Consider the following 25,048-nt stretch of genomic DNA (forward strand, 5'->3'; position numbering starts at 1 on the left):
GGAAGCGAGACTCAGGCGCTGAGCGCGGCCTGAAGCTCGATGTCGATCTTGACCTTCTCGGACAGGAAGGCGTTGCCCTCCGGGCCGATGCCGAAGTCGCGGCGGTTCACGGTGGTGCTGGCCGAGACGCCGAGGGTGGTGGCGTTGTCGTTGGCCGGGTTGGTGCCGATACCGTTGAACTCGGCCTCGAGCGAGACCGGGACGGTCTTGCCGCGCCAGGTGAGCTCGCCGTCGATGACGTAGTCGCCGCCGTCCTCGCGGATGCCGGTCGAGCGGAAGGTGACGACCGGGTGCTCGTCGACGTGGAAGAAGTCCTCGGACTTGAGGTGCGTGTCACGCCCGTCGACACCGCTGGCGACCGAAGAGGCGTCGATCTCGACGGTGACCGAGGAGTCGAGGATGTTGTCGGCGGTGACGACCTCGCCGGTGAAGGCGGTGAAGTTGCCACGGGACTTCGCCAGGCCGAGGTGCTTCACGGTGTAGGCGATGTCGGAGTGGGCGGTGTCGATCGTCCACTTGCCGGTGACGTAGCCGGGGATCTCGGTGGTGGTCATGAAAGTCGATCTCCAAAAGTCTGGGTGCGGCTGTGGTGAACCCTCATCTGGTTGAGCGCTCAACCGTGACTGTAGCGCAATTTGGTTGAGCGTTCAACCAGGGGTAGAATGGGTGGCATGTCCGAACCCCGATGGCTCTCCGACGAGGAGCAAAAAGTCTGGCGCGACTTCTCCGCGGCCACGCGGATGCTGCAAGCGCATCTGGAGGGCCAGCTCCAGCACGAGGCGGGCATGCCCCACACCTATTACGAAGTGCTCGTGGCCCTGTCCGAGGCGCCGGAGAGGCGGCTGCGGATGAGCGAGCTCGCCGATGCGCGCAAGGCGTCGCGCAGCAGGCTTTCGCACGCGGTCGCACGGCTCGAGGCCAATGGCTGGGTGCGCCGTGAGTCCTGTCCCACCGACAAACGCGGCTCCTGGGCGGTGCTCACCCCCGCCGGTTTCGCCGCGCTGGAGGAGGCCGCGCCCGGGCACGTCGAGGCCGTCCGTGAGAGCCTCTTCGACCCGCTGACCCCCGAACAGGTGAAGGCGCTCGGCGAGATCAGCGCCGCCGTGCTGGAGCGGTTGTCGCCGAAATGTGCCGCCGCCGAGGCGGAACTGGCGCTGCGGGAAGGGACGCTCGCGGATCTCGAGGAGCCAGCCGAACTGGCCAAAGCGGACTGACCGGGAGCCGCTCCAGGGCGGGCACGACGACAGGCGTCGGTGCGGGTGGATAGGCTTCGGGCGGCCACCCGACCCTGCTGCTTAGGTGCACCTGAAGAACCGATGCTCAACATTTTCGCGCGCGCCTCCGTTTCCCGCGTCACCGACCCGATGGGGAAGGTGCTCGTGCGTGCCGGGCTGACCCCGAACGCGATGACCGTCATCGGCACGGCCGGGGCGGTGCTGTGCGCGCTCGCGTTCTTTCCCAACGACATGCTGCTGTGGGGCACCTTCACCGTCTGGGGCTTCGCGATGCTGGACCTGCTCGACGGCGCGATGGCCCGCGCCCGCGGGTACGGCACGGCGTTCGGGGCCGTCCTCGACGCGACCTGCGACAGGCTGGTCGACGGCGCGTTGTTCGCCGCGATCGCCTGGTGGTGCTTCGTCCACGACGACAACCGCCCGGCCGCCGCCGCCGCGTTGATCTGCCTGGTGCTCGCGCAGGTCATCTCGTACGTCAAGGCCCGTGCCGAGGCTTCCGGGCTGGAGGCCGACGGCGGGCTCGTCGAACGCGCGGAACGCCTGATCATCGCCCTCGTGGGAACCGGACTGCACGGTCTGGGCGTTCCGTACACCGTGGACATCACACTCTGGCTGCTCGCGGTGCTTTCGGTGATCACCCTGCTGCAGCGGACGGCCGCGGTGGCCAAGGCGGCGAGGGCCGCCAAAGCGGCCGGGCCACCCGCCGCGGAGGGTGGGGCATGAGCGGATTCTCCCAGCGGCTCAGTGACTTCGGCTACGCGGCGGGCTGGCGGCTCGCGCGCTTGCTGCCGGAGTCCGCGGGCGCGGTGACCTTCGGACTGGGCGCCGACCTCGCGGTCCGGCGGGACGGCGGTGGCGTCCGCCAGCTGCGGCGCAATCTCGCCAGGGTGGTGCCGCAGGCCGACGGCGTCGAACTCGACGAACTGACCCGCCGCGCGATGCGTTCGTACGCGCGCTACTGGCACGAGATGTTCCGGCTGCCCTCGATGGACCACAAGGAGGTCAGCCGTAAGGTCGCCCAGTCGATCACCGGCGTGGAGAACCTCGACGCCGCCCTCGCCGAGGGCAACGGCGCGGTGATGGCGCTGCCGCACAGCGGGAACTGGGACGCGGCGGGCGTCTGGCTCGCGGATTACCTCGGCGGCTTCACCACGGTCGCGGAACGGCTGAAGCCCGAATCGCTGTACCAGCGGTTCGTGTCCTACCGGGAGTCGCTCGGTTTCGAGATCGTTCCGCTGACCGGTGACAGCTCCGCGATGCGCGTACTGCTCAAGCGGCTGCGCGAGAACAAGGCGATCTGCCTGGTCGGCGACCGGGACCTGACGAATTCGGGCGTACCCGTCAAGTTCTTCGGCGAGCAGACCCGGATGCCCGGCGGGCCTGCCAGGCTGGCCGCCACCACCGGCGCCGCGCTGATCCCGGCGGGCTGCTGGTTCACCGAGGACGGCTGGCAGATCCGGTTGCATCCGCGGATCCGGGTCACGAACCGGTCCGAGGTCCCGGCGGCCACCCAGGCGCTGGCGGACATCTTCGCGGGGGACATCGCCGCGCATCCGGCCGACTGGCACATGATGCAGAAGTTCTGGCTCTCCGATTTCGAAGCCGGGGAACAGGCCGAGCTCGGCGAAGCGAGTTGAGCCGATGGCTCAGGCGCGGGTCATGAAGATCGGGATCGTCTGCCCCTACTCGTTCGACGTGCCGGGTGGCGTGCAGGGGCACGTCATCGATCTCGCGAAGGCGCTGCTGGCGCGCGGGCACCAGGTCTCCGTCCTCGCTCCGGCGGACGAGGACTCCGACGTCCCGGATTTCGTCGTTCCCGCGGGAAAGGCGCTCGGCATCCCGTACAACGGCTCGGTCGCGCGGTTGCAGTTCGGCCCGGTGTCCTACTCCAGGGTGCGGCGGTGGATCCGCGACGGCGACTTCGACGTCCTGCACCTGCACGAGCCCGCCGCGCCGAGTCTTTCCCTGCTGGCGCTGAAGATCGCGGACGGCCCGATCGTGGCGACCTTCCACACCGCGACGACCCGTTCGCGCACGCTGGCGGCGTTCCAGCCGGTGCTGCGCCCGCTGCTGGAGAAGATCACCGCGCGGATCGCGGTGTCGGCGCTGGCACGCCGGGTCCAGGTCGAGCACGCCGGCGGGGACGCGGTCGAGGTGCCCAACGGCGTCGACGTCGACTTCTTCTCCCGGGCGCTTCCGCTGGACGGCTATCCGCGTGCGGGCGGCACGGTCGGTTTCGTCGGGCGGTACACCGAGTCCCGCAAGGGGATGGGTGTGCTGCTGGAGGCGTTGCGGATGCTGCTGCCGGAGTTCGAGGAGCTGCGATTGCTGGTCGTCGGCCGCGGCGACGCCGATCAGCTCCGGCGTGAGGCAGGGCCGGAGCTCGCGCCGCATATCGACCTGCTGGGCCAGGTCGACGACGAGACGAAAGCGCGGGCGCTGCGCAGCGTCGACGTCTACTGCGCCCCGAACACGGGCGGCGAGAGTTTCGGGATGATCCTCACCGAGGCGATGGCGGCGGGAACGCCGGTGCTGGCCAGCGGCCTGGATTCGTTCCGCCGGGTGCTCGACGACGGCAAGGCCGGGATGCTGACCGAGACCGGCGACGCGGGGGCACTGGCCGACGGATTGCGTGAGCTGCTCGGAGATCCGGCTCGCCGGGTGTCGCTGGCGGCGGCCGCGGGGGAGCGGGTCGCGATGTTCGACTGGTCCGTGGTCACCACGCAGGTGCTGCGCGTGTACGAGACGGCGATCGCCGCCGATCCCCGCCGGGTCGGCGCGGGCGACCGCGAGTTCAGCCGATGACGACCTGGGTGTGGATCGGCGGTCTGGTGGCCGCGATCGTGGTGCTGGGCGGGCTTTTCCTGCTCGCGACGGCGAATCGGCTGGACCGGCTGCACGTCCGCACGGACGCGGGCTGGGCGGCGCTCGACGCGGCCCTCGCGCGGCGTGCCGTCGTCGCCAGGGCGGCCGCCGCGATCCTGGGCGACGACGAGCTGCGCGCGTTGGCCGAGCGTGCCGAGCGGGCGCGCAGGCAGGATCGCGAAGCCGAGGAAAGCGAGCTGACGCTGCGGCTGGCGCGGGTCGACCGCGCGACCCTGCCGCCGCCGCTGGCCGAGGAGCTGACCGACGCCGAACACCGTGTCGTCATCGCCCGGCGCGTGCACAACGACGCCGTCCGGGACACCCTGCACCTGCGGCGGCGGCGGAAGGTCCGGTACTTCGGTCTCGCCGGGACAGCCCGGCTTCCGGAATACTTCGAGATCGCCGAGCCCGATCTGTAGGAGGACGAACCCATGAGCGAGCGGCTGCTGGTGGCTGTGTTCGCGACGCCGGTGGCGTCGTTCCTCCTGCGCTACGGCGAGGATCTCGGCTATCGGGCGGTGTTGTTCGATCCGGACGGCGCCCGCGTGACGGACGTCGAGAACGGCTTGGAGGCCGTCACGACGGTGCCGGAACTCGGCACGGACGCCGACGTCGTCGTCACCGACCACAACCGGCCCGAACTCGGCGACGTGCTCAAGGCCGTGCTGGACCGCCCCACCCGGTGGGTCGGGGTACTCGGCAATCCGCGCCACGCCGGCCCGCACGTCGCCGCGCTCCGGGCACTGGACGTCCCGGACCGGGAGATCGCCCGTGTCCATCGCCCGGTCGGGCTGAACATCGGCTCACGCACACCACCCGAGATCGCCATCGCCACCCTGGCCGGTCTGCTGGCCGACCGGAACGGCCGACCCGGCGGCTTCGAGTTCCCGGCCAACGCAAGTAGATGACGAATTGCGGGCTCAGTGGGCCACCGCTCCCTCCGGCATCGGCTCGAACCGGGCGTGCCTGCGGGTGAACGTCGCCGTGCCCGACGTCAGTGAACGCAGGTCGATGGCGTAGCGCAGGAGCTCGACCGCGGGCACCTCGGCGCGGATGACCGTGCGGCCGCCTTCACCCGATTCGGTACCGAGGACGCGGCCGCGCCGGGACGAGAGGTCGCCCAGCACGGTGCCCAGGTGCTCGTCCGGCAGCCGCACTGCCACCTCTTCGAGTGGTTCGAGCAGCGCGATCTTGGCCGCCGCGGCGGCCTCCTTCAGCGCCAGCGCGCCCGCCGTCTGGAACGCGGCGTCCGACGAGTCGACGCTGTGCGCCTTGCCGTCGACGAGGGTCACCCTGATGTCGATCAGCGGATGGCCGTCGACGATCCCTCGCTGTGCCTGGGCCCGGACTCCCTTCTCGACACTCGGGATGAACTGGTGGGGCACCGAGCCGCCGACGACCTTGTCCACGAACTCGAAGCCCGAACCCCTCGGCAGCGGCTGGACTTCGATGTCGCAGACGGCGAACTGGCCGTGGCCACCGGACTGTTTGACGTGCCGTCCGTGGCCGCGGCCCGGCCCGGCGAAGGTCGACCGCAGGCTGATGCGGACGGGCTCGGTGTCCACGTCGGCGCCTCCCGCGCGCAGCCGCGACAGCACGACGTCGGCGTGCGCCTCACCCATGCACCACAGCACGAGCTGGTTGGTCTCGGCGTTGCGGTCCAGCCGCAGCGTCGGGTCGCCCGCGACGAGCCGGGAAAGGTTGCGTGCCAAGGTGTCCTCGTCGCTGCGTGTCTTCGCGACGACGGCGACCGGCAGCAGCGGTTCCGGCATCGCCCACGGTTTCATGATCAGCGGGTCTTCCGGCGAGGAGACGGTGTCGCCCGTTTCAGCCGAGCCGACCTTGGTGAGCGCGCAGAGGTCACCCGCGACGCAGTACGGCACCTCACGCAGGTTCGCCCCGAGCGGCGAGTACAGATGTGCGACCCGTTCGTCGGCGTCGTGATCCTCGTGGCCGCGTTCGGCGAGACCGTGGCCGGAGACGTGCACCGGGCGTTCCGGTCGAAGCGTCCCGGAGAACACCCGCACCAGCGAAACCCTGCCGACGTAGGAGTCGACAGCGGTCCGGACCACCTCGGCGGCCAGGGGGCCGTCGGGGTCGGCGCGGAGACCGGCGTGCGGTTCGCCGGTGGGCGAGGTGACCTCCGGCGGGACGTGCTCCAGCGGTGACGGGAAAGCGCGCACGATCCCGTCGAGGACCTCGGCGAGCCCGACCCCGGTCGTCGCGCACACCGGGATCACCGGATGGAAGGAGCCGCGGGCGACGGCGGTTTCGAGGTCGGCGATCAGCGTGTCCTCGGAGATCTCCTCGCCCGAGAGGTAGCGGTCCATCAGGGACTCGTCCTCGCTCTCGGCGATGACCCCTTCGATCAGTTCGTTGCGGGCCTCGGTCATCCGGGCGAGATCGGCCTCGTCCGGCTCGCCGACCTCGGGTGGGAAGCCGTTCGAATAGTCGAAGTAGCGGCGCGTGATGAGTCCGACGAGCCCATCGCGAGCGGGGAGGTACAGCGGCAGGACTCCGGCGCCGAAGGCCTCCTGGCAAGCGGCGATCTCGCCTTCGGGATCGGCGCGATGATGGTCGAGCCGCGAGACGACCACCGCCCTCGGCATCCCGACTGCCGCGCACTCCTCCCAGACCGCGACCGTGGCCGCGTCGACGCCTTCCGCCGCACAGACCACGAACAACGCCGCGTCGGCGGCGCGGAGCCCGGCCCGCAGTTCGCCGACGAAATCGGCGTACCCGGGGGTGTCGATGAGGTTGATCTTGTGGCCCTGGTGCAGCACCGGCGCGACCGAAAGGCCGACCGACCGCTGCTGCCGGACCGCGGCGGGGTCGTGGTCGCATACGGTGGTGCCCTCCACGACCGAGCCTGCCCGCGTCACCGTGCCGGAGGCGGCGAGCAGTGCCTCGGCGAGTGTCGTCTTGCCTGATCCCGAGGGGCCGACGAGGACGACGTTGCGTACTTTCGCCGGGTCGTCCACAGCGACGGCGGCCCCGGAGTCTCCGTTCTTGCTCTGTTTGTCGGCCATGCCGGTCTCCTCACCACACGATGCCGCGTACAGGTGTGTCCTCGATCACACACCCGCGACGGCCGTCGCGGCAAGGCGACCGGCGAGGGACCCCCCGAATGTCGAAGCGCCGTTATGCTCGATGGCGGACACCCGGAGGCGGATCCGACGGTGGGGGATGAGCGATGGAGCTCGACAGACGAACGGTGTTACGGCTGGCAGGCGCGGTTCCGGTGCTCGCGGCGGCGCCCGCGGCGATCCCCGAGGGCGGTGGTCCGTGGGAACGGCTGCGTTCCCGGTTGACGGGTGAGCTGTTCCGGCCCGGCGACCCCGGCTATGACGAAGTGAGGCTCGGATTCTTCAGCCTCTACGACCATCGGCTGCCCGCCGGTGTCGCGGTCTGCGCGACCGAGGACGACGTCCGGAATTGCGTCGATTTCGCGGCCAGGCAGCGGATTCCGATCGCGGCCCGCTCGGGCGGGCACAGTTACGGCGGCTATTCCGTTGTGGACAGAGGGCTCGTCGTCGACCTGTCCCGGCTGAACACGGTCGAGATCCTGCCCGGCGGCCGGGCGGCGATCGGCGCGGGCGCGCGGCTCGGCCAGGTGTACGAGGCGCTGGCGGCGGCGGGCCGCGCACTGCCGGCCGGCAGTTGCCCTCAGGTCGGCATCGCGGGCCTGACCCTCGGCGGCGGAATCGGCGTGCTGGCCCGCAAGTACGGGCTGACCTGTGACAACGTGGAATCGGTGCGCTTCGTCGGCGCCGACGGGAAAGCGCGTCTGGTGTCGGCGGAGACCGCGCCGGACCTGCTGTGGGCGTTGCGCGGCGGCGGTGGCGGCAACTTCGGCATCGTCACGTCGTTCACCTTCCGCACGGCGGCGGCCAGGACATTGACGAACTTCAACCTGATCTTCCCGCCCGCCGCGCTGGCCTCGCTGGTCGCGGCCTGGCAGGAATGGCAGCCCGCGATGCCGGACGAATTGTGGTCCGGAATGGGTCTCGGCGCGACCGTCGCGAACTGTGGCGGCTGCTTCGTGGGCTCCGCCGCGCAGGTGAACCCGCTACTGGACGATCTGATCCGCCGCGTCGGCACTCAGCCGACCGAACGCGAGGTGACCGAACAGGGCCACTTGGCCACGATGCGCGCCTTCGCGCAGGAGGCCGCCTTCCCCGCCGCTGTCGCGCAGCGCGGCGAGTACGTGGCCACGTCGAGGATGCTGACCCATCCGGTGCCCGACCCCGGCGCGCTGGCGTCGTTGCTGACGAGCGATCCGAAGCTGTATTCGATCGTGGACGCGTACGGGGGCGCGATCGCGCGGGTGCCGTCGAGCGAGTCGTGCTTCCCGTACCGGTCGGCGCTGGGCAGCATCCAGATCACCCGTGGCCTGGATGGCGGCGAGGCGTACGCGCGCCGGTCGATCGGCCTGGTCCGGGACGAACTCGGCCGGGAGTACGGGCGGGCCGGGTACGTCAACTACATCGATCCGGAGATGCCGGACTGGGCGAAGGCGTACTACGGCGACAGCCTCCCGCGACTGCGCCGGGTGGCCCGGAAGTACGACCCGGATGGCCTCTTCGCCTTCACCCAAGGCCTGGCCCGCTAGCCCCTCTTCCGCAATTCGGCACCTGTTTGCGGTAGTTCGACGCCGAACTACCGCAAACAGGTGCCGAATTGCGGGCCAATGCGGGCCAGATCACCCAGTGGACTGCTGAAATCGCCGCGAACTGGCCTGGTTCAGAGGTCCAAAAGCGGCCTACCCTCGAAGGCGTCACCCCACCTCGTGCGCTTTCCGAAAGGTCCAGCAGTGTCTGACGACTCCACGAACACGGCCACCACCTCGCTCACCGGCACCGGCCGGGTCAAGCGCGGGATGGCGGAGATGCTCAAGGGCGGTGTGATCATGGACGTGGTCACCGCCGAGCAGGCGAAGATCGCCGAGGACGCCGGCGCCGTCGCGGTGATGGCGCTCGAGCGGGTCCCCGCGGACATCCGCGCGCAGGGCGGTGTGGCCCGGATGAGCGACCCCGACCTGATCGACGGCATCATCGAGGCCGTTTCGATCCCCGTCATGGCGAAGGCCCGCATCGGCCACTTCGTCGAGGCTCAGCTGCTTCAGTCGCTCGGCGTCGACTACATCGACGAGTCCGAGGTGCTGACCCCGGCCGACTACGAGAACCACATCGACAAGTGGGCCTTCACCGTGCCCTTCGTCTGTGGTGCGACCAACCTCGGCGAAGCGCTGCGCCGCATCAACGAGGGCGCGGCGATGATCCGCTCCAAGGGCGAGGCCGGCACCGGCGACGTCTCGAACGCGACCACGCACATGCGCAAGATCCGCGCGGAGCTGCGCCGCCTTTCCTCGCTGCCCGAGGACGAGCTTTACGTTGCGGCGAAGGAACTCCAGGCCCCGTACGACCTCGTCAAGGAGGTCGCGGCGAAGGGCAAGCTCCCCGTCGTGCTGTTCACCGCGGGCGGCATCGCGACCCCGGCCGACGCCGCGATGATGATGCAGCTCGGTGCCGAAGGCGTGTTCGTCGGCTCCGGCATCTTCAAGTCCGGCAACCCGGCGCAGCGCGCCGAGGCGATCGTCAAGGCCACCACCTTCTACGACGACCCGGACGTCATCGCGAAGGTTTCGCGCGGTCTCGGTGAAGCGATGGTCGGCATCAACGTCGACGACGTGCCCGAGCCCCACCGGCTGTCCGAGCGCGGCTGGTAACAGCCGGACGATCGGCAAGAGGCCCTGTGAACGTCTGTTCACGGGGCCTCTTGTGTTCCAGAATGCCGCCGGTCCCGTTTCTGGCGTTGTTGCTCGGGAAGGCCGCACGCCCGCGACCGGCCCAGCTCGTCATCATTGCCTACGAGTCCGGGCTGGTCGGCACCGACAGGGCCGAGCGGTCACGGTCATCGGCGGGCGGGCGCCCGAGTGCGTAGTAGGCCCAGCCCGCGGCGCTCCACCGCTGAGCGTCCAGGGTGTTGCGGCCGTCGATGACCTGGCGGGTGGCGACCACGGCGCCGACCGCCTCCGGATCGAGTTCCTGGAACTCCTGCCATTCGGTGAGGTGCAGTAGCACGTCGGCACCGGTCGCCGCCTCGACAGCGGAGCTCGCGTAGTTCAGGTTCGGGAAGTTCTTGCACGCGTTGTCGGCCGCCTTCGGGTCGTAGACGGTCACCTCGGCGCCCTGGAGCTGGATGGACGCGGCGACACTGAGTGCGGGTGAATCGCGGATGTCGTCCGAGCCGGGCTTGAACGCCGCGCCCCAGACGGCCACTCGCTTGCCGCGAAAGGAACCACCGCACCGCTCGCGCGTGAGGTCGACCATCCGGCGCCGACGGCGGAGATTGATGGCATCCACCTCGCGGAGGAAACCCAGCGTGTGCCCGACGCCGAGCTCACCGGCCCTGAACTGGAAGGCGCGGAGATCCTTGGGCAGGCAGCCGCCGCCGAAACCGAGGCCGGGCAGAAGATACTGCTCGCCGATGCGCGGATCGTGCGCGAGCGCGCGGGCGAGGTGGGTGACATCGGCGCCGGTGGCCTCGCAGACCTCGGCCATGGCGTTGATGAACGAGATCTTGGTGGCCAGGAACGCGTTGGCGGACACCTTGACCAGTTCCGCCGTGGGCAGATCGGTGACCACCAGCGGCACACCGCGGGCGAGCGGGATCCGGTACACCTCGCGCAGAAGGGATTCGGCTTGTGGGGAACTCACCCCGAACACCAGCCGGGCCGGGCTGAGTGTGTCGCCGATGGCGAAGCCCTCGCGCAGGAATTCCGGATTCCAGGCCAGCTCGACGTGCGCGCCGGCCGGCGCGCACCGGCTCAGGCTGACGGCGAGCCGCTCCGCTGTCCCGACCGGGACCGTCGATTTCCCGACCACCAGACCCGGCCCGCGCAGAGTGGGGGCCAGCCGGTGAATCGCTTGTTCGAGAAAATGGAGATCGGCTGCCCTGTCGGTCTTCTTCTCCGGCGTTCCGACGCAGAGGAAATGTACGGTAAGTGTGCCGCCTGCGAACTTTTCGATCTCCCCGTACGAGGAGGTGAATCGCAGTCGGCCGGATTTCAGATGTCTTCGGACAAGACGTTCGAGGCCCGGCTCGTAGAACGGCGGAGTTCCGGCGGAGAGTGCGGAAATCTTTTCTGGATCGGTGTCCATGCCGAGTACTTCGTACCCCATTTCAGCCATACAAGCTGCGTGTGTGGCACCCAGATAGCCGGTCCCGAGAACGGTGATTCGCATGGCTGGGATCCCCTCGGTGGCACGGGCTGCCAGTCCGATACTGCGTCGTCCCGCTCGGCAAGGTCAAGTGTGAATCGGCTGATAAGCGGCCCTTTTTCAAAGGTCCACACAGTTTCCATACAGCCCCCATAAATGTCCCACAGAGAGCCGTCGGTGAGCTGCCCCCGCCGCGGGGAGGCTTTACGATCCGGTGTTGTGCCTGACGATGAAGCAGTGGATTTGAGTCTCCCGGAAGGCCTGTTGCCCGTCGACGGGCGATTCGGGTGCGGCCCGGCCAAGGTGCGGCCCGAGCAACTGGACGCGCTCGCCTCGCGCGGTGCGGACTTCCTCGGGACCTCGTACCGCCGTGGCGCGGTGCGCGCGTTGCTCGGGCGGGTTCGCGCCGGGCTGCGGGAGCTGTTCGAGCTGCCCGCGGACTACCAGGTGGTGCTCGGCAATGGTGGGGGCACGGCCTTCTGGAACATCGCCACCCACGGCCTCATCCGGAACCGGGCCCAGCACCTGTCCTTCGGTGAGTTCTCCGGCCGTTTCACCGCGGTCGACCGGAGCACGCCGTGGCTGGCCGAGCCTTCGGTGATCGAGAGTCCGCCTGGAACCCACCCGGAGCCGCGCGCGGAGCCGGAAGTCGATGCCTACGCGCTGACGCAGAACGAGACCTCGACCGGCGTGGCCATGCCGATCCACCGGGTACCCGGTGCCGGTGCCGATGCCCTGGTGCTGGTCGACGGAACCAGTGCGGCTGGGGGCATGCTCGTGCGGCCGGAGGCGTTCGACGTCTACTACTTCGCACCACAGAAGTGCTTCGGTGCCGACGGGGGGCTGTGGATCGCGCTGATGTCACCGGCGGCGGTGGCCCGCGCCGAGGAGATCGCGGCCGGCGGCCGGTATATTCCGGAGTTCTTCAGCCTGCCGGCCGCCATCGACCACTCGGCTCGTGACCTCACGTTCAACACCCCGTCGGTGGCGTCGCTGTTCCTGTTGAGCGAGCAGATCGACTGGCTGCTCGGCCTCGGCGGGCTGAGCGGCGCCGCGGCCAAGGCGGCGAAAACGGCCGCGCTGGTCTATGGCTGGGCCGAGGATTCGCCTTACGCGGCACCGTTCGTCGCCGAACCGGAACAGCGGTCGCCAGTGGTCGCGACGATCGAGTTCGCCGAGCACATCGACGCTGCGCACATGGTCGCCGGGCTGCGGGCGCACGGCATTCTCGACCTGGAGCCCCATCGCAGTTTCGGCCGGAACCAGATCCGCATGGGCATGTTCCCGGCGATCGAGATCGCCGACGCCGAAGCGCTGTTGTCCTGTATCGACCATGCCGTCGCACAGCTCGGCCGACCGGCCGGGCGGGGAAGGAGGTCCAATGCCTGATGCACCTACGGTGGTGGTGGTCGGTGCTGGGATCGTCGGCGCGTCCATCGCCCACAGCCTTGTCCAGCGGGGTTGGTCGGTCACCGTCGTCGAACAATACACACCGGGACATGTGCGGGGCTCCAGCCACGACACCTCCCGGGTGCTCCGGTTGTCCTACGGCGGAGGCCGTGACATCGACGTCTGGTACACCCGCCAGGCCTGGCGGGCCCGGCAGCTGTGGCAGGAAATCGGGGTGGAGGAAGGAATCGAGCTCTTCCACAACGTGGGCGTCGTCTGGTTCGCCAAAGGAGAGGCCGAATTCGAGGAACAGAGTGCTCGCAGTCTCGAGGCGCTGGGCCTCCCGGTCGAGCGGCTGGCCCCCGAGGCGGCCCGCGACTTCTTCCCCGACGTGCGCTGCGACGACCTCGAATTCGTGTTGCACGAACCGAGCAGTGGCGTGTTGCGGGCTCGGCTGGGCGTCCTGACCCTGATGCGCCGTGCTTTGCGGGCAGGTGCGAGGTTACGCATCGCCAAGGCCCGGCCGGACGCGAAAGGCAGGGCCATCGTGGACGGCAAGGTGCTGCCCGCCGATCAGACGATCTGGGCTTGCGGTCCGTGGCTGGGACGCTGGTTCCCGCATCTGGCGGAGATCGAATCCGTCCGGCAGAACGTCTTCTACTTCGGCGTGGAACCGCACTGGCGGACGCCCGGCCTCCCGGTGTGGGTCGACGGCGGCGCATACGGTGCCGGGGACATCGACGACAGCGGCTTCAAGGTCGGCGGGGCGCTTGGCGCCGCTCCGGTCATCGATCCCGATCTCGCCGACCGCCCTCCCGATCCGGCGGCCGAGCAAGCCGCCCGCTGGGCGCTCGCCCACCGGTTTCCCGCGCTGGCCGGCGCTCCGCTGGTGTCGCGGCACGTTTGCCAATACGAGCTGACCGCGGATCAGCATTTCCTGCTCGCGCCGGTGCCGGAATCGGTTGGCGGCTGGCTGGCAGGCGGGGGCGGGCACGCCTTCAAGTTCGGTCCCGCGTTCGGTGAGTACACCGCTGACCTGATCGAGGGCGGCGAGCAGCCACTGCCCGAGTTCGGGCTGGGACCGCGGGAGAGGTACCAGAGCAAGGAGAGCACGACCCCGGGACAACTGGCTCGCCGGCATCGCTGAGTTTCCGGATCGGTAGCCAACGACAAAGGAGAGAACATGTTGTACGAAGCCGAACGGCAGCTGCTCGTGGAAAGCATCAACGACATGGCCCGCTGGGGGATGATCGAGACCACCGGCGGCGGCCTGAGCGTCCGGGCCGACAACGGCGACATCATCGTCACCGCCACCGGTTCCGCGTTCGCCCGCTGGAGGGTCACACCGCGCGACATGACGGTGATCTCGGCGACCGGCGAACTGAGGGAGCGCACCGGGGGAGTGGCGCCGGTGGGCGCGCTGATCCACATGGCCGCCTACGAGATGTTCCCCGACTGCCGCGCGATCGTGCACGCGCACAGTGCCTATGTGCTCGCGTTCGCCTCACTGGGCATGGGCATTCCCTCCTGTGTCAACCAGCTGGACACCCTGGGCGAGGTGCCCTGCCTGATCGCCGACGACACCGCGGTCAAGGGCGGGGTGCTCAGCGGTGAGTCGGACCGGCCCGAGGTCAAGCTGCCCGACGGCATCGCCCAGCGGCCGGAGATCGCGGCTGTCGACACCTACCAGCTCATCCCGCAGCTGAAGCAGAAACTGGGCCCGCGGGCGGACGAACTCAAGCGCCACGGCCTGGCGTGCGTACTCTATCGCCATGGTGCCTTCACTTTCGCCCGTGGACTGACCGAGGCGGTGGAGAACCTGGCCAGGGTGGAGATGAGTGCGCGGACGGCTGTCTTCCAGGCGATCCTGCGCGGCGGTCTGGCCGGGATCGAGCCCAACCTGCTGTTCCCGAAGGCGGGGCTGGCCGTCGAACAGCAGCTCGCGGATGTCTGACGGTTCCGCCGAAAGCGCTTACTACGCGCAACTCGCCCGGACCAGGGGCGCCGCCGGGGCGGTGCAGCTCGACGGCACCGGCAGGGTGCTCCTGGTCCGGCCCGGGTACAAGCCGGTCTGGGACCTGCCTGGAGGTGTGATCGAAGCCGGGGAGTCCCCGCTGGCCGCGTGCATTCGCGAGGTGCGGGAGGAACTCGGCATCACACCGGTGCTCGAGCGGCTGGTCGGGGTGGTGTGGTTCCCGTCCCGGCCTCGCCGCGCGGCGTCGAACCTGTTCGTGTTCGCGGGTCGTCTGCCCGAGACCGCTCGGGCGGCCATCGAACCCGACCCCGGCGAGATCGCCGAATTCGGCTTCTTCCCGGTGTCGGCGCTACCGGAGGTGGAACCGCACACCGAACGCCGGGTTCGCTCGTGCGTCGAGGGATATCTCGGTGGAGGAACGGTGTACTACGAGGAATCGGCGAAACCGGCGTGGTACGGCGGTTCCGGGGAGGGGCCGGGATGAGCCCGCGCGAACCGGTCGAGACCGTACTGCTGGATGCCGGGGGAGTGCTGATCATGCCGGCCGCCGAAGCCGTGATCGCGATCCTGCGGACCGGAGGTGTGCAGGCCGACGTGGGTGTGATCGACCGCGCTCACTACGCGGCCACCGCGGCGAACGACGCGTTCCCGCCGCGGAATCGCCTGCTGTACCTGAACGCCTTCGCCCGGGCGTGCGGGGTCGAGGACGACCGAGTCGAGCGAGTGGTCGTCGAACTCGCCATCGCCATCGACGGTCCGAAGTGGACTCGCGAGCTGGCTGGGGCCGCGAAGTCGTTGCGCGCACTGAGTTCCTTGCCGGTCGCACTCGGCGTGGTGTCCAACTCGGTCGGGGTGGTGGCCGAACAGTTGCGCCAGGCCGGTATCTGCCAGGTGGGGCCGGGAACCGGGACCCCGGTGTCCCTGGTGATCGACTCCGCGCTGGTCGGCGTCGCCAAACCGGATCCCGGGATCTTCCACCTCGCGCTGCGGGAACTGGACGCCGAACCCGAGCGGACGGTCTACGTCGGGGACACCGCCCGTATCGACGTGGACGGCGCGCTCGCCGCCGGGATCCGGCCCCTGCACCTCGATCCGCATCGTGACTGCCCCGATCCACCAGGGCGACACGAACATCTGCGCAGCCTCGGCGACCTGGCCGCGTGGGTGCACGATCATGGACGATGACCCAGGCCGCCTCACGCTCCGCCGGCCGCCGAACCGCTGGGCGCTGTTGTCGGTGAGCCTGATCGCCTGGGCGGTCGGCGCCACCGCGGTGTTCCAGCTCTCGCTGGTGCTGCCCGCTTTGCGTGCGGAGACCGGGATGTCGCTGGCGCTGGCCGGAGCACTGGTCGGGGTCGCCAACGGCGGACTGACCGTGGCCATGCTGGGTTGGGGTCTGTTCGCCGACCGCTTCGGCGAACGGTGCGCCATGTCGTGCGGTCTGTCCCTCTGCGCCCTGCTCCTGTGCGTGGCCGCTGCCACCGATGGTGTCACGGCCCTGTTCGCTGTCTTCGCCCTCGTCGGGGCGACCGCGAGCTCGGTGTACGCACCGAGCGGGCAGGCGGTGGTGAGGCGGTTTCCCGTTCGACAGCGCGCTTTGGCTCTCGGACTCACCCAGACCGCGACACCGCTCAGTTCGGCGCTGGCCGCGGCGATCGTGCCGGGTGTCGCGGCCGCCTACGGCTTGTCCGTCGTCTGGCTCGGGATGGCCGGGCTCTGCCTGCTGACCGCGCTGGTGGTGTTCCTGTTCTGCGGACGGCCGCGGGCGGACGGGGCCCCGGTCGTCACAGCGTCCGGCGATACCGAGCCGGTACCGTGGCGACGGATCTACGGGGCCTGCGCGTTGCTGATCCTGCCCCAGTCCGCGCTGCTCACGTTCAGCGTCAGTTACCTCGTCGATGATCGAGGCTGGAGCCCGGTGCAGGCGGGGTGGCTGCTCAGCGGGGCGCTCCTGCTCACCGTGCTCACCCGGCCGCTGGCCGGTTACCTCGCGGACCGTCTCGGGGCCCCGCTCGGCTTGATGCGGATCTTCGCCTTCGGTAACGCGGTCGTGCTGTCGCTCGTCGTGATCGGTGCGGTGACCAGGACCTGGCTGGGCACGGTGATGGTGCTCGTCGCCTGCGTCTCGACGATCACCGGTTACGGGCTGGCCTCAACGGCGGTCGCCGGATTCGCCGCGCGAGCCCGGTTGGGGCGTGCGCTGGGAGTGCAGCACACACTGCAGAGCCTGGTGACCACCGCCGGTCCGGTGGTGCTGAGCGCGGTCATCGGCAAAGCCGGGTACGCGGGGGCGTTCGCGGTCATCGCGGTCGCTCCTCTCGCCGGTGGCGCGCTGCTGCCGGTGGCGGCCGAACGGCCCGGTCAGTCCCGGCAGCAGTGCTCGAGCACTTCGGTGGAGGGTGCGCCGGCGAGGATGGCCTGGTGGACGCGGCGAAGATAGGCGGAGGGTTCCACACCGGTCTGCGAGACCAGGTTCCGCCGCGCGTCCAGGTACGCGCCGAGGGCCTCGCCTTTGCGCCCGGACCGGTACAACGCGAACATGTACTGCGACCAAGTGAGTTCCGAGATCGGGGAAGCCGCGATCAGCTCGCGGAGTTCACCCACCACTTCCTTGTGCTGCCCCAGCCGCAGCCGGGCCTGGACGAGGTCGTTCAGCACGTCGGCCCGGCGTCCCTCGAGTGCGGTGATCGGTGCGATCAGCGCGGGGGTGACACGGACGTCTTCGAGCGGTCTTCCGCGCCACAGATCCAATGCGCTGCTCAGGCATTCGGCGGCGAGTTCATGGTCGGACCGGCGTAGTGCGGCCCGCCCCTGCGTCGCGAGCCGTTCGAAGACGGACAGATCGAGTTCGTCGGCGCGCACGCGCAACAGGTATCCGGGCATCCTGGTGATCAGACGGTCTCGCCCGGCGTCGCCGGCGGTGTCGAGCAGCCGACGGACACCGGCGACATAGCTGTAGACGTTCGCGACCGCCGAGCGCGGCGCCGGGCCGTCCCACAGCATCGCGGTGAGCCGGTTCACCGACACGATGTGGTTGGCATTGAGCAGGAGTATGCTCAACAGCGCTCGTTGCTTCGGCGTACCGAGGCCGCTCATCCGGCTTGCCGGGCCGGCTTCAACGGGACCCAGAACACGGAAATCCATTTGTCATGCCTCCCCCATTGCCCGAAGATCAAATGACGTGAGTGCATTCGCAAGGTGTCGGGTCGCGAAAAATGACACTTTAGGCCAGAGTGTCACAAGTTTGGAGTTCATGCAACGCGATCGAACGGCCGATTTCATGCGAATGGGCCTTGACTGCGGGCTGTGTCGACGCTATCTCTGCTGTGACCTTGCCGAGTATGTCAGGAATTAGTTCCGGAATGCTTTTCTGGCATGTCCGGAATGGCGTAAGATGACTGTCGGGGATTTGTCGCCGAGTCTTTTCGTGGAGGGCGGGGGCGTGAACTTCACCGATGACGAACTCCTGCGAATCCGGCCGGAGCGGATGGCATCCGCTTATATGGAATACCGGCGATCCGGTTACGAGTTCATCTATCGCGCGGCGTTGGATAATGGTGTGCTCGACGAGTTCGGCACACCGCGTACCGTGGCGCAATTTGTGGCCCGGCATGGAGTTGTGCCAGGCAAGGCGGTGGTCGCGGAGTTGCTTCTCGAAGCGCTGAACAGGTGCGGAGCGGTTCGCCGAGTCGGTAATCGGCCTTCGCGCTTCAGTGCGGTGACCGATTACGTGCCGCCACGATCGATTGACAATGAGCTGATCCGGCTGGCCACCGGGAAATCGAGTTACCGGGAGCTCGGGTACAGCGGGAGTTTCGGCCGTGTGGTGGCGTCTCTGACCCATGAGGAAAAGCATGCGTTGTCGGGTTTCGATGCCTCGAACGCCGATCTCTGGGATCAGGGTATGCAACTCCCGTACTATAGGTACGCTCGAATGTGTGCGGTGCGCACACTGGTTTCCGCGGGTTCCGATTTACTTGATCTGGCCTCCGGAACCGGATTGGGGCTGCTTGAACTCGCGCGTCACACGACCGGCGGTGGCCAGGGTCGGTTCGTCGGCGTGGAGATCAGCCCGGACTTCGTCCGAGTCTCGGCCGAACGCACCGCCGATGCTCCACGGACTCGCATTGTCCAGGGGGATCTGGAACAACCACTCGCCCTGCCCGGTGCGCAGTGCTTCGACGGTGCGATGCTGGTCGGCGCTTATCACTATCTGCGGGACGCGACGCCGATGTGGCAGAGTATGGCGCGGCTGGTGAGAACAGGCGGTGTGGTGTGCTTGGCAATGGCGTACTTCCGCACCGGCAGCTATGACCAGGAACTGGTCGATCTGCGTTACGCGCAAAGGAACCCGGTCGCACACCCCCGTACCCGTGCGCAGGTGATCGCCGAGGCGGGGGAGGCGGGTTTCGTACTGGAGCGCGAGTTCTGGTTCGGCTGCTTCGGCTGGCTCGCTTTCCGGCTACAGCCGATCAGCGCGGGTCGGAGGGCGCCGGCATGACCTCGCAACCGAATTCCAGATAGGCCACGCGCCCGGCGTCGTGCGCCCGGCGGCAGACCTCGATCCGCCGGGCGATATGCGGTGCCATCAGCTCCCGGAACCGGAGCCTGTCGACGAACTGGCAGGCCGACAGCTCGTCGGCCGGGAGCCGGATCGCGGGGATCATCTCGTCCGGGATCCGGCCGGCGAAGACGAACACGTTCGAATCGTCCCGGCCGGACCGCGGCGGTATCCAGTCGACCCCGGCAAGCGGACCGAGCACCGGCGCGATGCCGAGTTCCTCGCGCAGTTCCCGCACGCACGCCGCGAGCGGCGACTCGCCCTCCTCGATCACCCCTCCCGGCAAGCCCCACCCCGGTTTATAGGTGGGTTCGACGATGAGAATGCGTCCGCGATCGTCGAAGAGCATTCCCGCGGACGCGCCCCTGGTGCCCGGTCGCGCGCTCAGCGGCTGTTCCCCGAATACAGGCTTTCCGACCAGGTTGAGCCAGGGTGGTGCAGTGCGTCGGGTTTGATCCCGCTGATCCCGCCGTGCAGGGTGGCCTGGAACAACGCGGTCCGGGCGCTGACCTCAATCCGCGTGAGATTCTCGACGGCCTCGTCGAGGTGGCGGGCGAAGACGAAGACGCCGTGCCGGTAGACCACGAAACCGAGGCCGTGCTTGTCCAGCTCGTCGGCGCGGGAGCCGAAGTGTTCCAGCATCTGGGGGTTCACCGTGAGAAGGTAGCCCGCGATCACGTCCGGGCGCGATCCCATGCATTCGGCGACATCGATGGTGACCCGTCCGGCGAGCACATCCTCCTTGACGGCGGGGTCGTCCGAGGTGAAGCAGGGTACCTCGCCCATCGTGTCGAGCTTGTTCGTGCAGGAGGGCACGCCGAGACCGAGCGAGGCGAACGCCAGGCTGTACGGTGCGTGGGAGTGCACGATCGCGTTGCAGTTCGGGAATTCCCGGTAGATCGCCATATGCAGTGGCGCGTCCGGGGGCGCCAGATCCGTGGCGCGCTCGACGATCGAACCCTCGGGCCCGTAGACCATCAGGTTGCGGGCGGTGATGTCCCACCGCACGAACGCGGAGCTCGCGGTGGTGCTCACGATGTTCCCGGAGCCGGCGCGGACGCTGACCGAACCACCGGCCGGATCCAGTGTCCCCCAACGCGTCATGTCGCTGACGGCCCGGATGATGTGGTTGCGTTCGGCTTCGTGACCCATTCTGGCGATCCTTTCGATCTATGCCGTCCGGTCGGGTACCGACAGCGGCGAGGGGTTCCGGTTCCACGCGCGAACTTCTCGCGCGAGCCGGGCATAAGCGAGGAAGCAACGGGTCTGGGAGAACGATCGGGCGTTGAGCCGGGCACGGCTGCCCATGGCGTCGAGACGGCTCGCGGGCCACCTCGCGGCCTCGGCCAGCGCGAAGGCGAGGCCGCCGGGATCGTCGGCGGAGTAGACGAGGCCGCTGATCCCAGGTATCACCAGTTCGGTGCTGCCCCCGCGATCCGGCACGATCTGCGGGATGCCGGCGCCGCCCGCTTCGAGCACCGAGCGGCCGAAACCTTCGATGTCGCAGGCCGAGACGAGGACATCAGTACCGGCCTGCCACCGGTGACCCGGTACATGGCCAGGGAATCTGATGTCCCGGCCGGGGTAGAGCCCGTCGGCCAACCGCCGGAGATCCGGTAACGCCGTACCGGTCCCGTAGATGTTGAGCTGTGCGTGCGCGGCGAGTTCGTCGGGCAGGCGCGCGAAGGCGTGGATCACCCGGTCGATCAGTTTCCACGGCTCGGTTCGGGCGACCACCGAGAATCGGCGTGGCAGCGGTGGCTTCCGGGGTTTCCGGTACAGATCGAGGTGGACGGCGTTGTGGATGGTGACCGCGTTGACCGGGCGGGAAGACAGCTCTCGGATGCTTCTCGTGGCGGCCCGGCTGACACCTACCCAGCAGTCGGCCCGGGAGAGGATGTCCCAGTGGAGTTCGCCGGGCAGACGGGGAACCAGCCGCCGTACGCGGGGGTCGACGGTTCGCAGGCGCTGGTCCGCGACGAGGATTCCCCGCAGGACCGAAATGACCGGTACGCCGAAGAAGTCCGCCGCCGCGATATCGACCATCGCTGTCCGATGCGCTCCGATGAGCACCGTTCCGGCGGAATCCTCACCGAGTTCAGCGACCAGTGCCTGTTCGTAGGCGTCGTAGTCCGTGACTTGCCGTACGCGAACACCCGGTGGATCAGGCGTGGGGGCGCCATCGTTGCCCCACCAGATGACGACGACCTCGATCCCGAGCAGTTCGCGAAGGCCCCGCGCCAGTTCGAACGTCGACCGCTCGGCGCCCCCGGACGCCGTTGTCAGCCACGTCAGTACCACGCGCCGGAAGAGCGCCTGGCTTGCTGGTGTTCGCGGTATCCATCGACTGGCCATTGGGTGAACTCTGCCAACCGGGCCTACAGGGAGGCCACCGGAACGCCACAAAGATCCTACAACTCGGCGGGATCGGAATGCACCGTGCGCAGCCCCGGATCACCACATCTGCTCCACCGTCATCACCAAGGTCCGGCCGAGACGATGGAACACCGCCGATGTCTTCGGATCGACCTCAGGGGTGAGTCGTAACGCCCGGCGAAATGCCTGATCGCTCTGGATGGGCAACAGTCTGCGAAAAGCTCGACGGCCCGGCGCTCCTCGATTTCTCCACCAACCGGCCGACCAGGTCGAGTTCCAGGTTCACCCGGTCTCCGGCTTCCATTGACGGGAAAGGCGAACGTGTCGTGTTCGTGGGTGGGGCGAAGGCTCCCTTCGCTGCGTCTGATGCAGTGATGGACGCCTTCGGACCTGGTTGGACGCGGGTCATGACTCGTATAAGGGAGTCGTTAGAACGATCATTGCCACTCACGATCCCCGCGAAAAGTACCGAGTGTGGTGGCCGAACGGGTCATCGGGAACAGCACGACCGAAATCCGGTCACGCAGGACCTCGGCGATGGTCACGCTGACACCGTCGAGGGCGATCGGGGACTTCGCGAGCAGCCTGTCCAGCAGACGCTGTGGCGGCCGGGAACGCGGGGTCTCACCGCCTGGCCCCGGAATCACGCCGGGCCGTTCCACCCCCTCGGCGGAACCGGCCGACTGGAAGTTTCCGCCGGATCCGCGACTCCTTTCGACCCGTCGGCCGGTCTTTACTCCTGACCCCGCTTTCCGGGCCGGTGCCGCAGCCGGCGAACGAAGGTGGGCGAACCGATCCGGCCGGCCGAGAGGAACCTCATGACCAGCAGCAACGCCGATTCCGCGAACGACGAAAGTGCCGTGCGCGCGGTACTCGACGGGATCTACGCGGCTTGGGCGGGCAACGACGCCGACGCTTTCGTCGCGGCCTACGCCGACGATGCGACAGCCACCATGCCGGGGGGATTCCTGGGGAGCAAGCAGGCGATCCACGCCACCATGGCCGCGGGCTTCGCCGGACCGCTCAAAGGTTCACGCGGGGTCGTGGACGTGCGGAGCGTCCGTTTCGTCGGCTCGGACACCGCGGTGGTGAACGCGACGAGCGCCACGGTCATGGCAGGCGATGCCGAGCCGCCCGCCGGACAGTGGGCCATGGACACCTGGACGTTGTCACGGGCGGATGGCCCCTGGCGTGTCGACGCCTATCACACCTGCCCGCCCGCGGCGAACTGAAGCCGCATCCAGGACCGGCGAGAGAATCGAGAAACCGTGCCCGTCAAGTTCAGCATTTTCCTGCCCACCGGTTTCGGCCGGGAACTGGCGCATATTCCGGATCCCGTGGACGCCTTCGAAACCGTGAGCCAGGTGGCTCGCGCCGGAGACCGACTCGGTTACGAGACCCTTTGGATCGTCGATCACCTGCACACCATTCCACCGTCCCAGGCGACGTTCTTCGAGTGCTGGACCACCCTCGCGGCATTGGCGCGTGACACCGAACGCATTCGCATCGGCCAGATGGTGACCGGCAACAACTACCGTAATCCCGCGCTTCAGGCGAAGATGGCGTCCACCGTCGATGTGCTGTCGCATGGCAGGTTCACCTTCGGCATCGGCGCCGGGTGGTACGAGTCCGACTACCACGCTTACGGCTACGAGTATTCGGAAGCACCGGAGCGTCTTCGCCAGTTGCGCGAAGCCGTCCAGATCATCCTCTCGCTGTGGACCGAGGACGAAACGACGATCGAGGGCAAGTATTACCAGATCAACGGTGCCATCAACCAGCCGAAGGGCGTCCAGCGGCCGCATGTTCCGATGCTGATCGGCGGAGCGGGGGAGAAGGTCACGCTGAAACTGGTGGCGCAGTACGGTGACGTCTGCAACGTGATCGAAAGCCCGGCCGGCTTGGCGCACAAGTACGGAGTTCTCAAGAGGCATTGTGACGACGCGGGAAGAAACTACGACTCCATTCTCCGGACGACCACCTCGATCTGCGTCATGGCCGACACGGATGAAGAGGCACGGGCACTCGTGCCGGGTGGCACCGAGGCGATCTATCCCGGCGACGTGGGGGAATACGGTCTGATCGGGAGTATCGACACGATCCATCGGCGCATCGCCGACTACGAGGCAGCCGGTGTCCAGGAGATCGCGATCAGTTTCCTCGAATCCACCGATCCCGATGTCCTCAAGCGATTCGCCGAAGAATTCATCCACTGACCGGTCGATCCGGTGGGCCACCGCCCACCGGATCGACGGCCCAGTGCCGAGTATGGTCAAGCCGCCCTGTCTCGCGGCCTGCCGGAGGGTCCGTATGGGAGAAACGACGCCGGACGACGGGGAATTCGTCCGGGCCACCGAGGGATTCCGGCGCGAGCTGCTCGCGCACTGCTATCGCCTGCTGGGTTCGGTGGACGACGCCGAGGACCTCGTCCAGGAGACCTACCTCCGGGCGTGGCGCGGGTATGAACGGTTCGAGGGGAGGTCGTCGGTCCGGGTCTGGCTCTACCGGATCGCGACGAACGTCTGCCTGACCGCGCTCGGGCATCGAAACCGGCGGGTGCTGCCGTCCGGTCTGGGACGACCCTCCGACGACCCATCGGCCCCGCCGAGCATCGCCGGACCCGAGGTCCGCTGGCTACAGCCGATGCCGGATGCCTTGGTGCGGCCGGAAAACGACGATCCCGCGGCCACGGTCGCGGTCCGCGACAGCATCCGGCTCGCGCTCATGGCCTGCCTGCAGTATCTGCCCGCCCGGCAGCGGGCGGTCCTGATCCTCCGTGACGTGCTGGCGTTCTCCGCCACGGAGGTCGCCGACATGCTCGACACCACCACGGCGGCGGTCAAGAGCACCCTTCGCCGCGCCCGGGCCAAGGTCGAAGAGATCTCACCGGCGGCGGAACGGGTCGTTCCGCCGACGGATCGGGAACTCCGCGCCCTGCTGGGGCGGTACATCGCGGCTTTCGAGAACTCCGACGCGGCGGCTCTGGAAAGCCTGCTGCGGCAGGACGCCACGCTGGAGATGACGCCGGCGAAGACCTGGTTCTCCGGCAAGGCGACCTGCGTTCCCTACCTCACGAAGTACGCGCTCTTCTCGCCTGGAGACTGGCAGATGGTCCCTACGAGCGCCAACGGGCAGCCCGCTGTCGTGGCGTACCTCCGTGGCGAGGACGGTGACCATCACGCGTTCGCGATCGCGGTCCTGACCCTGGCCGTCGACGGCATCGCCGGGATCACGCTGTTCGGGGAACCCGGGATGGCCGCGAAATTCGGCCGGCCTCAGGTTCGCCCGGTGTCCGACCGGTAAGGACCATCGCCCCGGTCGTCCTGTGCAGGGGCGAGTTTGACGTGCGGGAAGCGTGTCTCTAATCTTGCGTAACCATGAGGGTGGTTACGCTGAGATCCACCCCGCGGACGGAAAGGGCAGG

26 protein-coding genes are annotated in these 25,048 nt (G+C 68.5%); 18 read left to right on the forward strand and 8 right to left on the reverse strand.

The window, feature by feature from the left end; translation table 11 throughout:
* Window positions 1–11: 11 nt before the first annotated feature.
* Window positions 12–554 (reverse strand): YceI family protein, encoded by a 543-nt coding sequence (locus ACLJO0_RS24660; RefSeq protein ID WP_410580736.1) that lies wholly within the window; start codon window positions 552–554, stop codon window positions 12–14.
* Window positions 555–671: 117 nt separating this feature from the next.
* Here ACLJO0_RS24660 and ACLJO0_RS24665 point away from each other — a divergent pair, with 117 nt between their 5' ends.
* From ACLJO0_RS24665 to ACLJO0_RS24690, 6 genes are all read left to right on the forward strand, one after another.
* Window positions 672–1,214, forward strand: coding sequence for a MarR family winged helix-turn-helix transcriptional regulator (locus ACLJO0_RS24665; protein ID WP_125788058.1), 543 nt, complete (start codon window positions 672–674; stop codon window positions 1,212–1,214).
* 102 nt (window positions 1,215–1,316) lie between these two features.
* Entirely contained in the window at window positions 1,317–1,958 is a 642-nt protein-coding gene (gene pgsA / locus ACLJO0_RS24670; RefSeq protein WP_125788059.1) for a phosphatidylinositol phosphate synthase, read from the forward strand.
* A complete protein-coding gene (locus ACLJO0_RS24675; protein ID WP_125788060.1) occupies window positions 1,955–2,872 on the forward strand; it encodes a phosphatidylinositol mannoside acyltransferase in 918 nt (305 codons plus the stop codon). Before pgsA ends, ACLJO0_RS24675 begins: the two co-directional genes overlap by 4 nt.
* A 22-nt stretch (window positions 2,873–2,894) precedes the next feature.
* A complete protein-coding gene (locus tag ACLJO0_RS24680; protein WP_410580737.1) occupies window positions 2,895–4,040 on the forward strand; it encodes a glycosyltransferase family 4 protein in 1,146 nt (381 codons plus the stop codon).
* Window positions 4,037–4,519: an NUDIX hydrolase gene (locus tag ACLJO0_RS24685; RefSeq protein ID WP_410580738.1), complete on the forward strand. Its 483-nt coding sequence runs from the start codon at window positions 4,037–4,039 to the stop codon at window positions 4,517–4,519. The genes ACLJO0_RS24680 and ACLJO0_RS24685 overlap by 4 nt, the downstream gene beginning before the upstream one ends.
* Before the next feature lie 12 nt (window positions 4,520–4,531).
* A complete protein-coding gene (locus tag ACLJO0_RS24690) occupies window positions 4,532–5,008 on the forward strand; it encodes an XdhC family protein (RefSeq protein ID WP_410580739.1) in 477 nt (158 codons plus the stop codon).
* 12 nt (window positions 5,009–5,020) lie between these two features.
* Here the strand turns inward: ACLJO0_RS24690 and ACLJO0_RS24695 are convergent, their stop codons facing one another.
* Window positions 5,021–7,129 (reverse strand): elongation factor G-like protein EF-G2, encoded by a 2,109-nt coding sequence (locus ACLJO0_RS24695; protein WP_410580740.1) that lies wholly within the window; start codon window positions 7,127–7,129, stop codon window positions 5,021–5,023.
* Between the two features lie 164 nt (window positions 7,130–7,293).
* Here ACLJO0_RS24695 and ACLJO0_RS24700 point away from each other — a divergent pair, with 164 nt between their 5' ends.
* Both ACLJO0_RS24700 and pdxS read left to right on the forward strand, forming a co-directional pair.
* Entirely contained in the window at window positions 7,294–8,712 is a 1,419-nt protein-coding gene (locus tag ACLJO0_RS24700) for an FAD-binding oxidoreductase (protein WP_410580741.1), read from the forward strand.
* A 201-nt stretch (window positions 8,713–8,913) separates the two neighbouring features.
* Window positions 8,914–9,828 (forward strand): pyridoxal 5'-phosphate synthase lyase subunit PdxS, encoded by a 915-nt coding sequence (gene pdxS, locus ACLJO0_RS24705; protein WP_410580742.1) that lies wholly within the window; start codon window positions 8,914–8,916, stop codon window positions 9,826–9,828.
* Window positions 9,829–9,967: 139 nt separating this feature from the next.
* On the opposite strand, the gene ACLJO0_RS24710 is transcribed toward pdxS, so the two are convergent.
* Window positions 9,968–11,347 carry a UDP-glucose dehydrogenase family protein gene (locus ACLJO0_RS24710; protein ID WP_410580743.1) on the reverse strand — a complete coding sequence of 460 codons (1,380 nt, stop codon included), beginning with the start codon at window positions 11,345–11,347 and terminating at the stop codon, window positions 9,968–9,970.
* 213 nt (window positions 11,348–11,560) lie between these two features.
* On the opposite strand from ACLJO0_RS24710, the gene serC reads away from it, so the two are divergent.
* The 6 genes from serC to ACLJO0_RS24740 are packed head-to-tail and all read left to right on the forward strand — an operon-like array spanning window position 11,561 to window position 17,127.
* Window positions 11,561–12,712, forward strand: coding sequence for a phosphoserine transaminase (gene serC / locus ACLJO0_RS24715; RefSeq protein ID WP_410580744.1), 1,152 nt, complete (start codon window positions 11,561–11,563; stop codon window positions 12,710–12,712).
* Window positions 12,705–13,859, forward strand: a complete 1,155-nt coding sequence (locus ACLJO0_RS24720) for an FAD-dependent oxidoreductase (RefSeq protein WP_410580745.1) — start codon at window positions 12,705–12,707, stop codon at window positions 13,857–13,859. The genes serC and ACLJO0_RS24720 overlap by 8 nt, the downstream gene beginning before the upstream one ends.
* A 36-nt stretch (window positions 13,860–13,895) precedes the next feature.
* Window positions 13,896–14,666, forward strand: coding sequence for a class II aldolase/adducin family protein (locus tag ACLJO0_RS24725; RefSeq protein WP_410580746.1), 771 nt, complete (start codon window positions 13,896–13,898; stop codon window positions 14,664–14,666).
* Window positions 14,659–15,171, forward strand: coding sequence for an NUDIX domain-containing protein (locus ACLJO0_RS24730; protein WP_410580747.1), 513 nt, complete (start codon window positions 14,659–14,661; stop codon window positions 15,169–15,171). The genes ACLJO0_RS24725 and ACLJO0_RS24730 overlap by 8 nt, the downstream gene beginning before the upstream one ends.
* Window positions 15,168–15,872 (forward strand): HAD family hydrolase, encoded by a 705-nt coding sequence (locus tag ACLJO0_RS24735; RefSeq protein WP_410580748.1) that lies wholly within the window; start codon window positions 15,168–15,170, stop codon window positions 15,870–15,872. The genes ACLJO0_RS24730 and ACLJO0_RS24735 overlap by 4 nt, the downstream gene beginning before the upstream one ends.
* On the forward strand, window positions 15,862–17,127 hold the full coding sequence (locus tag ACLJO0_RS24740) for an MFS transporter (RefSeq protein ID WP_410580749.1): 1,266 nt from the start codon (window positions 15,862–15,864) through the stop codon (window positions 17,125–17,127). Before ACLJO0_RS24735 ends, ACLJO0_RS24740 begins: the two co-directional genes overlap by 11 nt.
* On the opposite strand, the gene ACLJO0_RS24745 is transcribed toward ACLJO0_RS24740, so the two are convergent.
* Window positions 17,049–17,831, reverse strand: a complete 783-nt coding sequence (locus ACLJO0_RS24745; RefSeq protein WP_125796799.1) for an AfsR/SARP family transcriptional regulator — start codon at window positions 17,829–17,831, stop codon at window positions 17,049–17,051. The two genes, ACLJO0_RS24740 and ACLJO0_RS24745, sit on opposite strands and share 79 nt — an antisense overlap.
* 298 nt (window positions 17,832–18,129) lie before the next feature.
* Here ACLJO0_RS24745 and ACLJO0_RS24750 point away from each other — a divergent pair, with 298 nt between their 5' ends.
* Window positions 18,130–19,188, forward strand: a complete 1,059-nt coding sequence (locus tag ACLJO0_RS24750) for a class I SAM-dependent methyltransferase (RefSeq protein WP_410580750.1) — start codon at window positions 18,130–18,132, stop codon at window positions 19,186–19,188.
* Here ACLJO0_RS24750 and ACLJO0_RS24755 read toward each other — a convergent pair.
* From ACLJO0_RS24755 to ACLJO0_RS24770, 4 genes are all read right to left on the reverse strand, one after another.
* Window positions 19,160–19,597, reverse strand: a complete 438-nt coding sequence (locus ACLJO0_RS24755; RefSeq protein ID WP_410580751.1) for an NUDIX domain-containing protein — start codon at window positions 19,595–19,597, stop codon at window positions 19,160–19,162. The genes ACLJO0_RS24750 and ACLJO0_RS24755 overlap by 29 nt on opposite strands.
* A gap of 35 nt (window positions 19,598–19,632) precedes the next feature.
* On the reverse strand, window positions 19,633–20,400 hold the full coding sequence (locus tag ACLJO0_RS24760) for a class II aldolase/adducin family protein (protein WP_410580752.1): 768 nt from the start codon (window positions 20,398–20,400) through the stop codon (window positions 19,633–19,635).
* Between the two features lie 18 nt (window positions 20,401–20,418).
* On the reverse strand, window positions 20,419–21,603 hold the full coding sequence (locus ACLJO0_RS24765; RefSeq protein ID WP_410580753.1) for a glycosyltransferase family 4 protein: 1,185 nt from the start codon (window positions 21,601–21,603) through the stop codon (window positions 20,419–20,421).
* A 458-nt stretch (window positions 21,604–22,061) separates the two neighbouring features.
* Window positions 22,062–22,271: a hypothetical protein gene (locus ACLJO0_RS24770; RefSeq protein ID WP_410580754.1), complete on the reverse strand. Its 210-nt coding sequence runs from the start codon at window positions 22,269–22,271 to the stop codon at window positions 22,062–22,064.
* A 171-nt stretch (window positions 22,272–22,442) separates the two neighbouring features.
* Between ACLJO0_RS24770 and ACLJO0_RS24775 the strand changes: the two genes are divergently transcribed.
* From ACLJO0_RS24775 to ACLJO0_RS24785, 3 genes are all read left to right on the forward strand, one after another.
* A complete protein-coding gene (locus ACLJO0_RS24775) occupies window positions 22,443–22,856 on the forward strand; it encodes an SgcJ/EcaC family oxidoreductase (RefSeq protein ID WP_410580755.1) in 414 nt (137 codons plus the stop codon).
* 36 nt (window positions 22,857–22,892) lie between these two features.
* On the forward strand, window positions 22,893–23,840 hold the full coding sequence (locus ACLJO0_RS24780; RefSeq protein ID WP_410580756.1) for an LLM class F420-dependent oxidoreductase: 948 nt from the start codon (window positions 22,893–22,895) through the stop codon (window positions 23,838–23,840).
* Window positions 23,841–23,934: 94 nt separating this feature from the next.
* Window positions 23,935–24,927, forward strand: coding sequence for a sigma-70 family RNA polymerase sigma factor (locus tag ACLJO0_RS24785; RefSeq protein WP_410580757.1), 993 nt, complete (start codon window positions 23,935–23,937; stop codon window positions 24,925–24,927).
* Window positions 24,928–25,048: the final 121 nt, after the last annotated feature.

Source organism: Amycolatopsis sp. lyj-108 (assembly GCF_046549005.1).
Taxonomy (GTDB): Bacteria; Actinomycetota; Actinomycetes; order Mycobacteriales; family Pseudonocardiaceae; genus Amycolatopsis.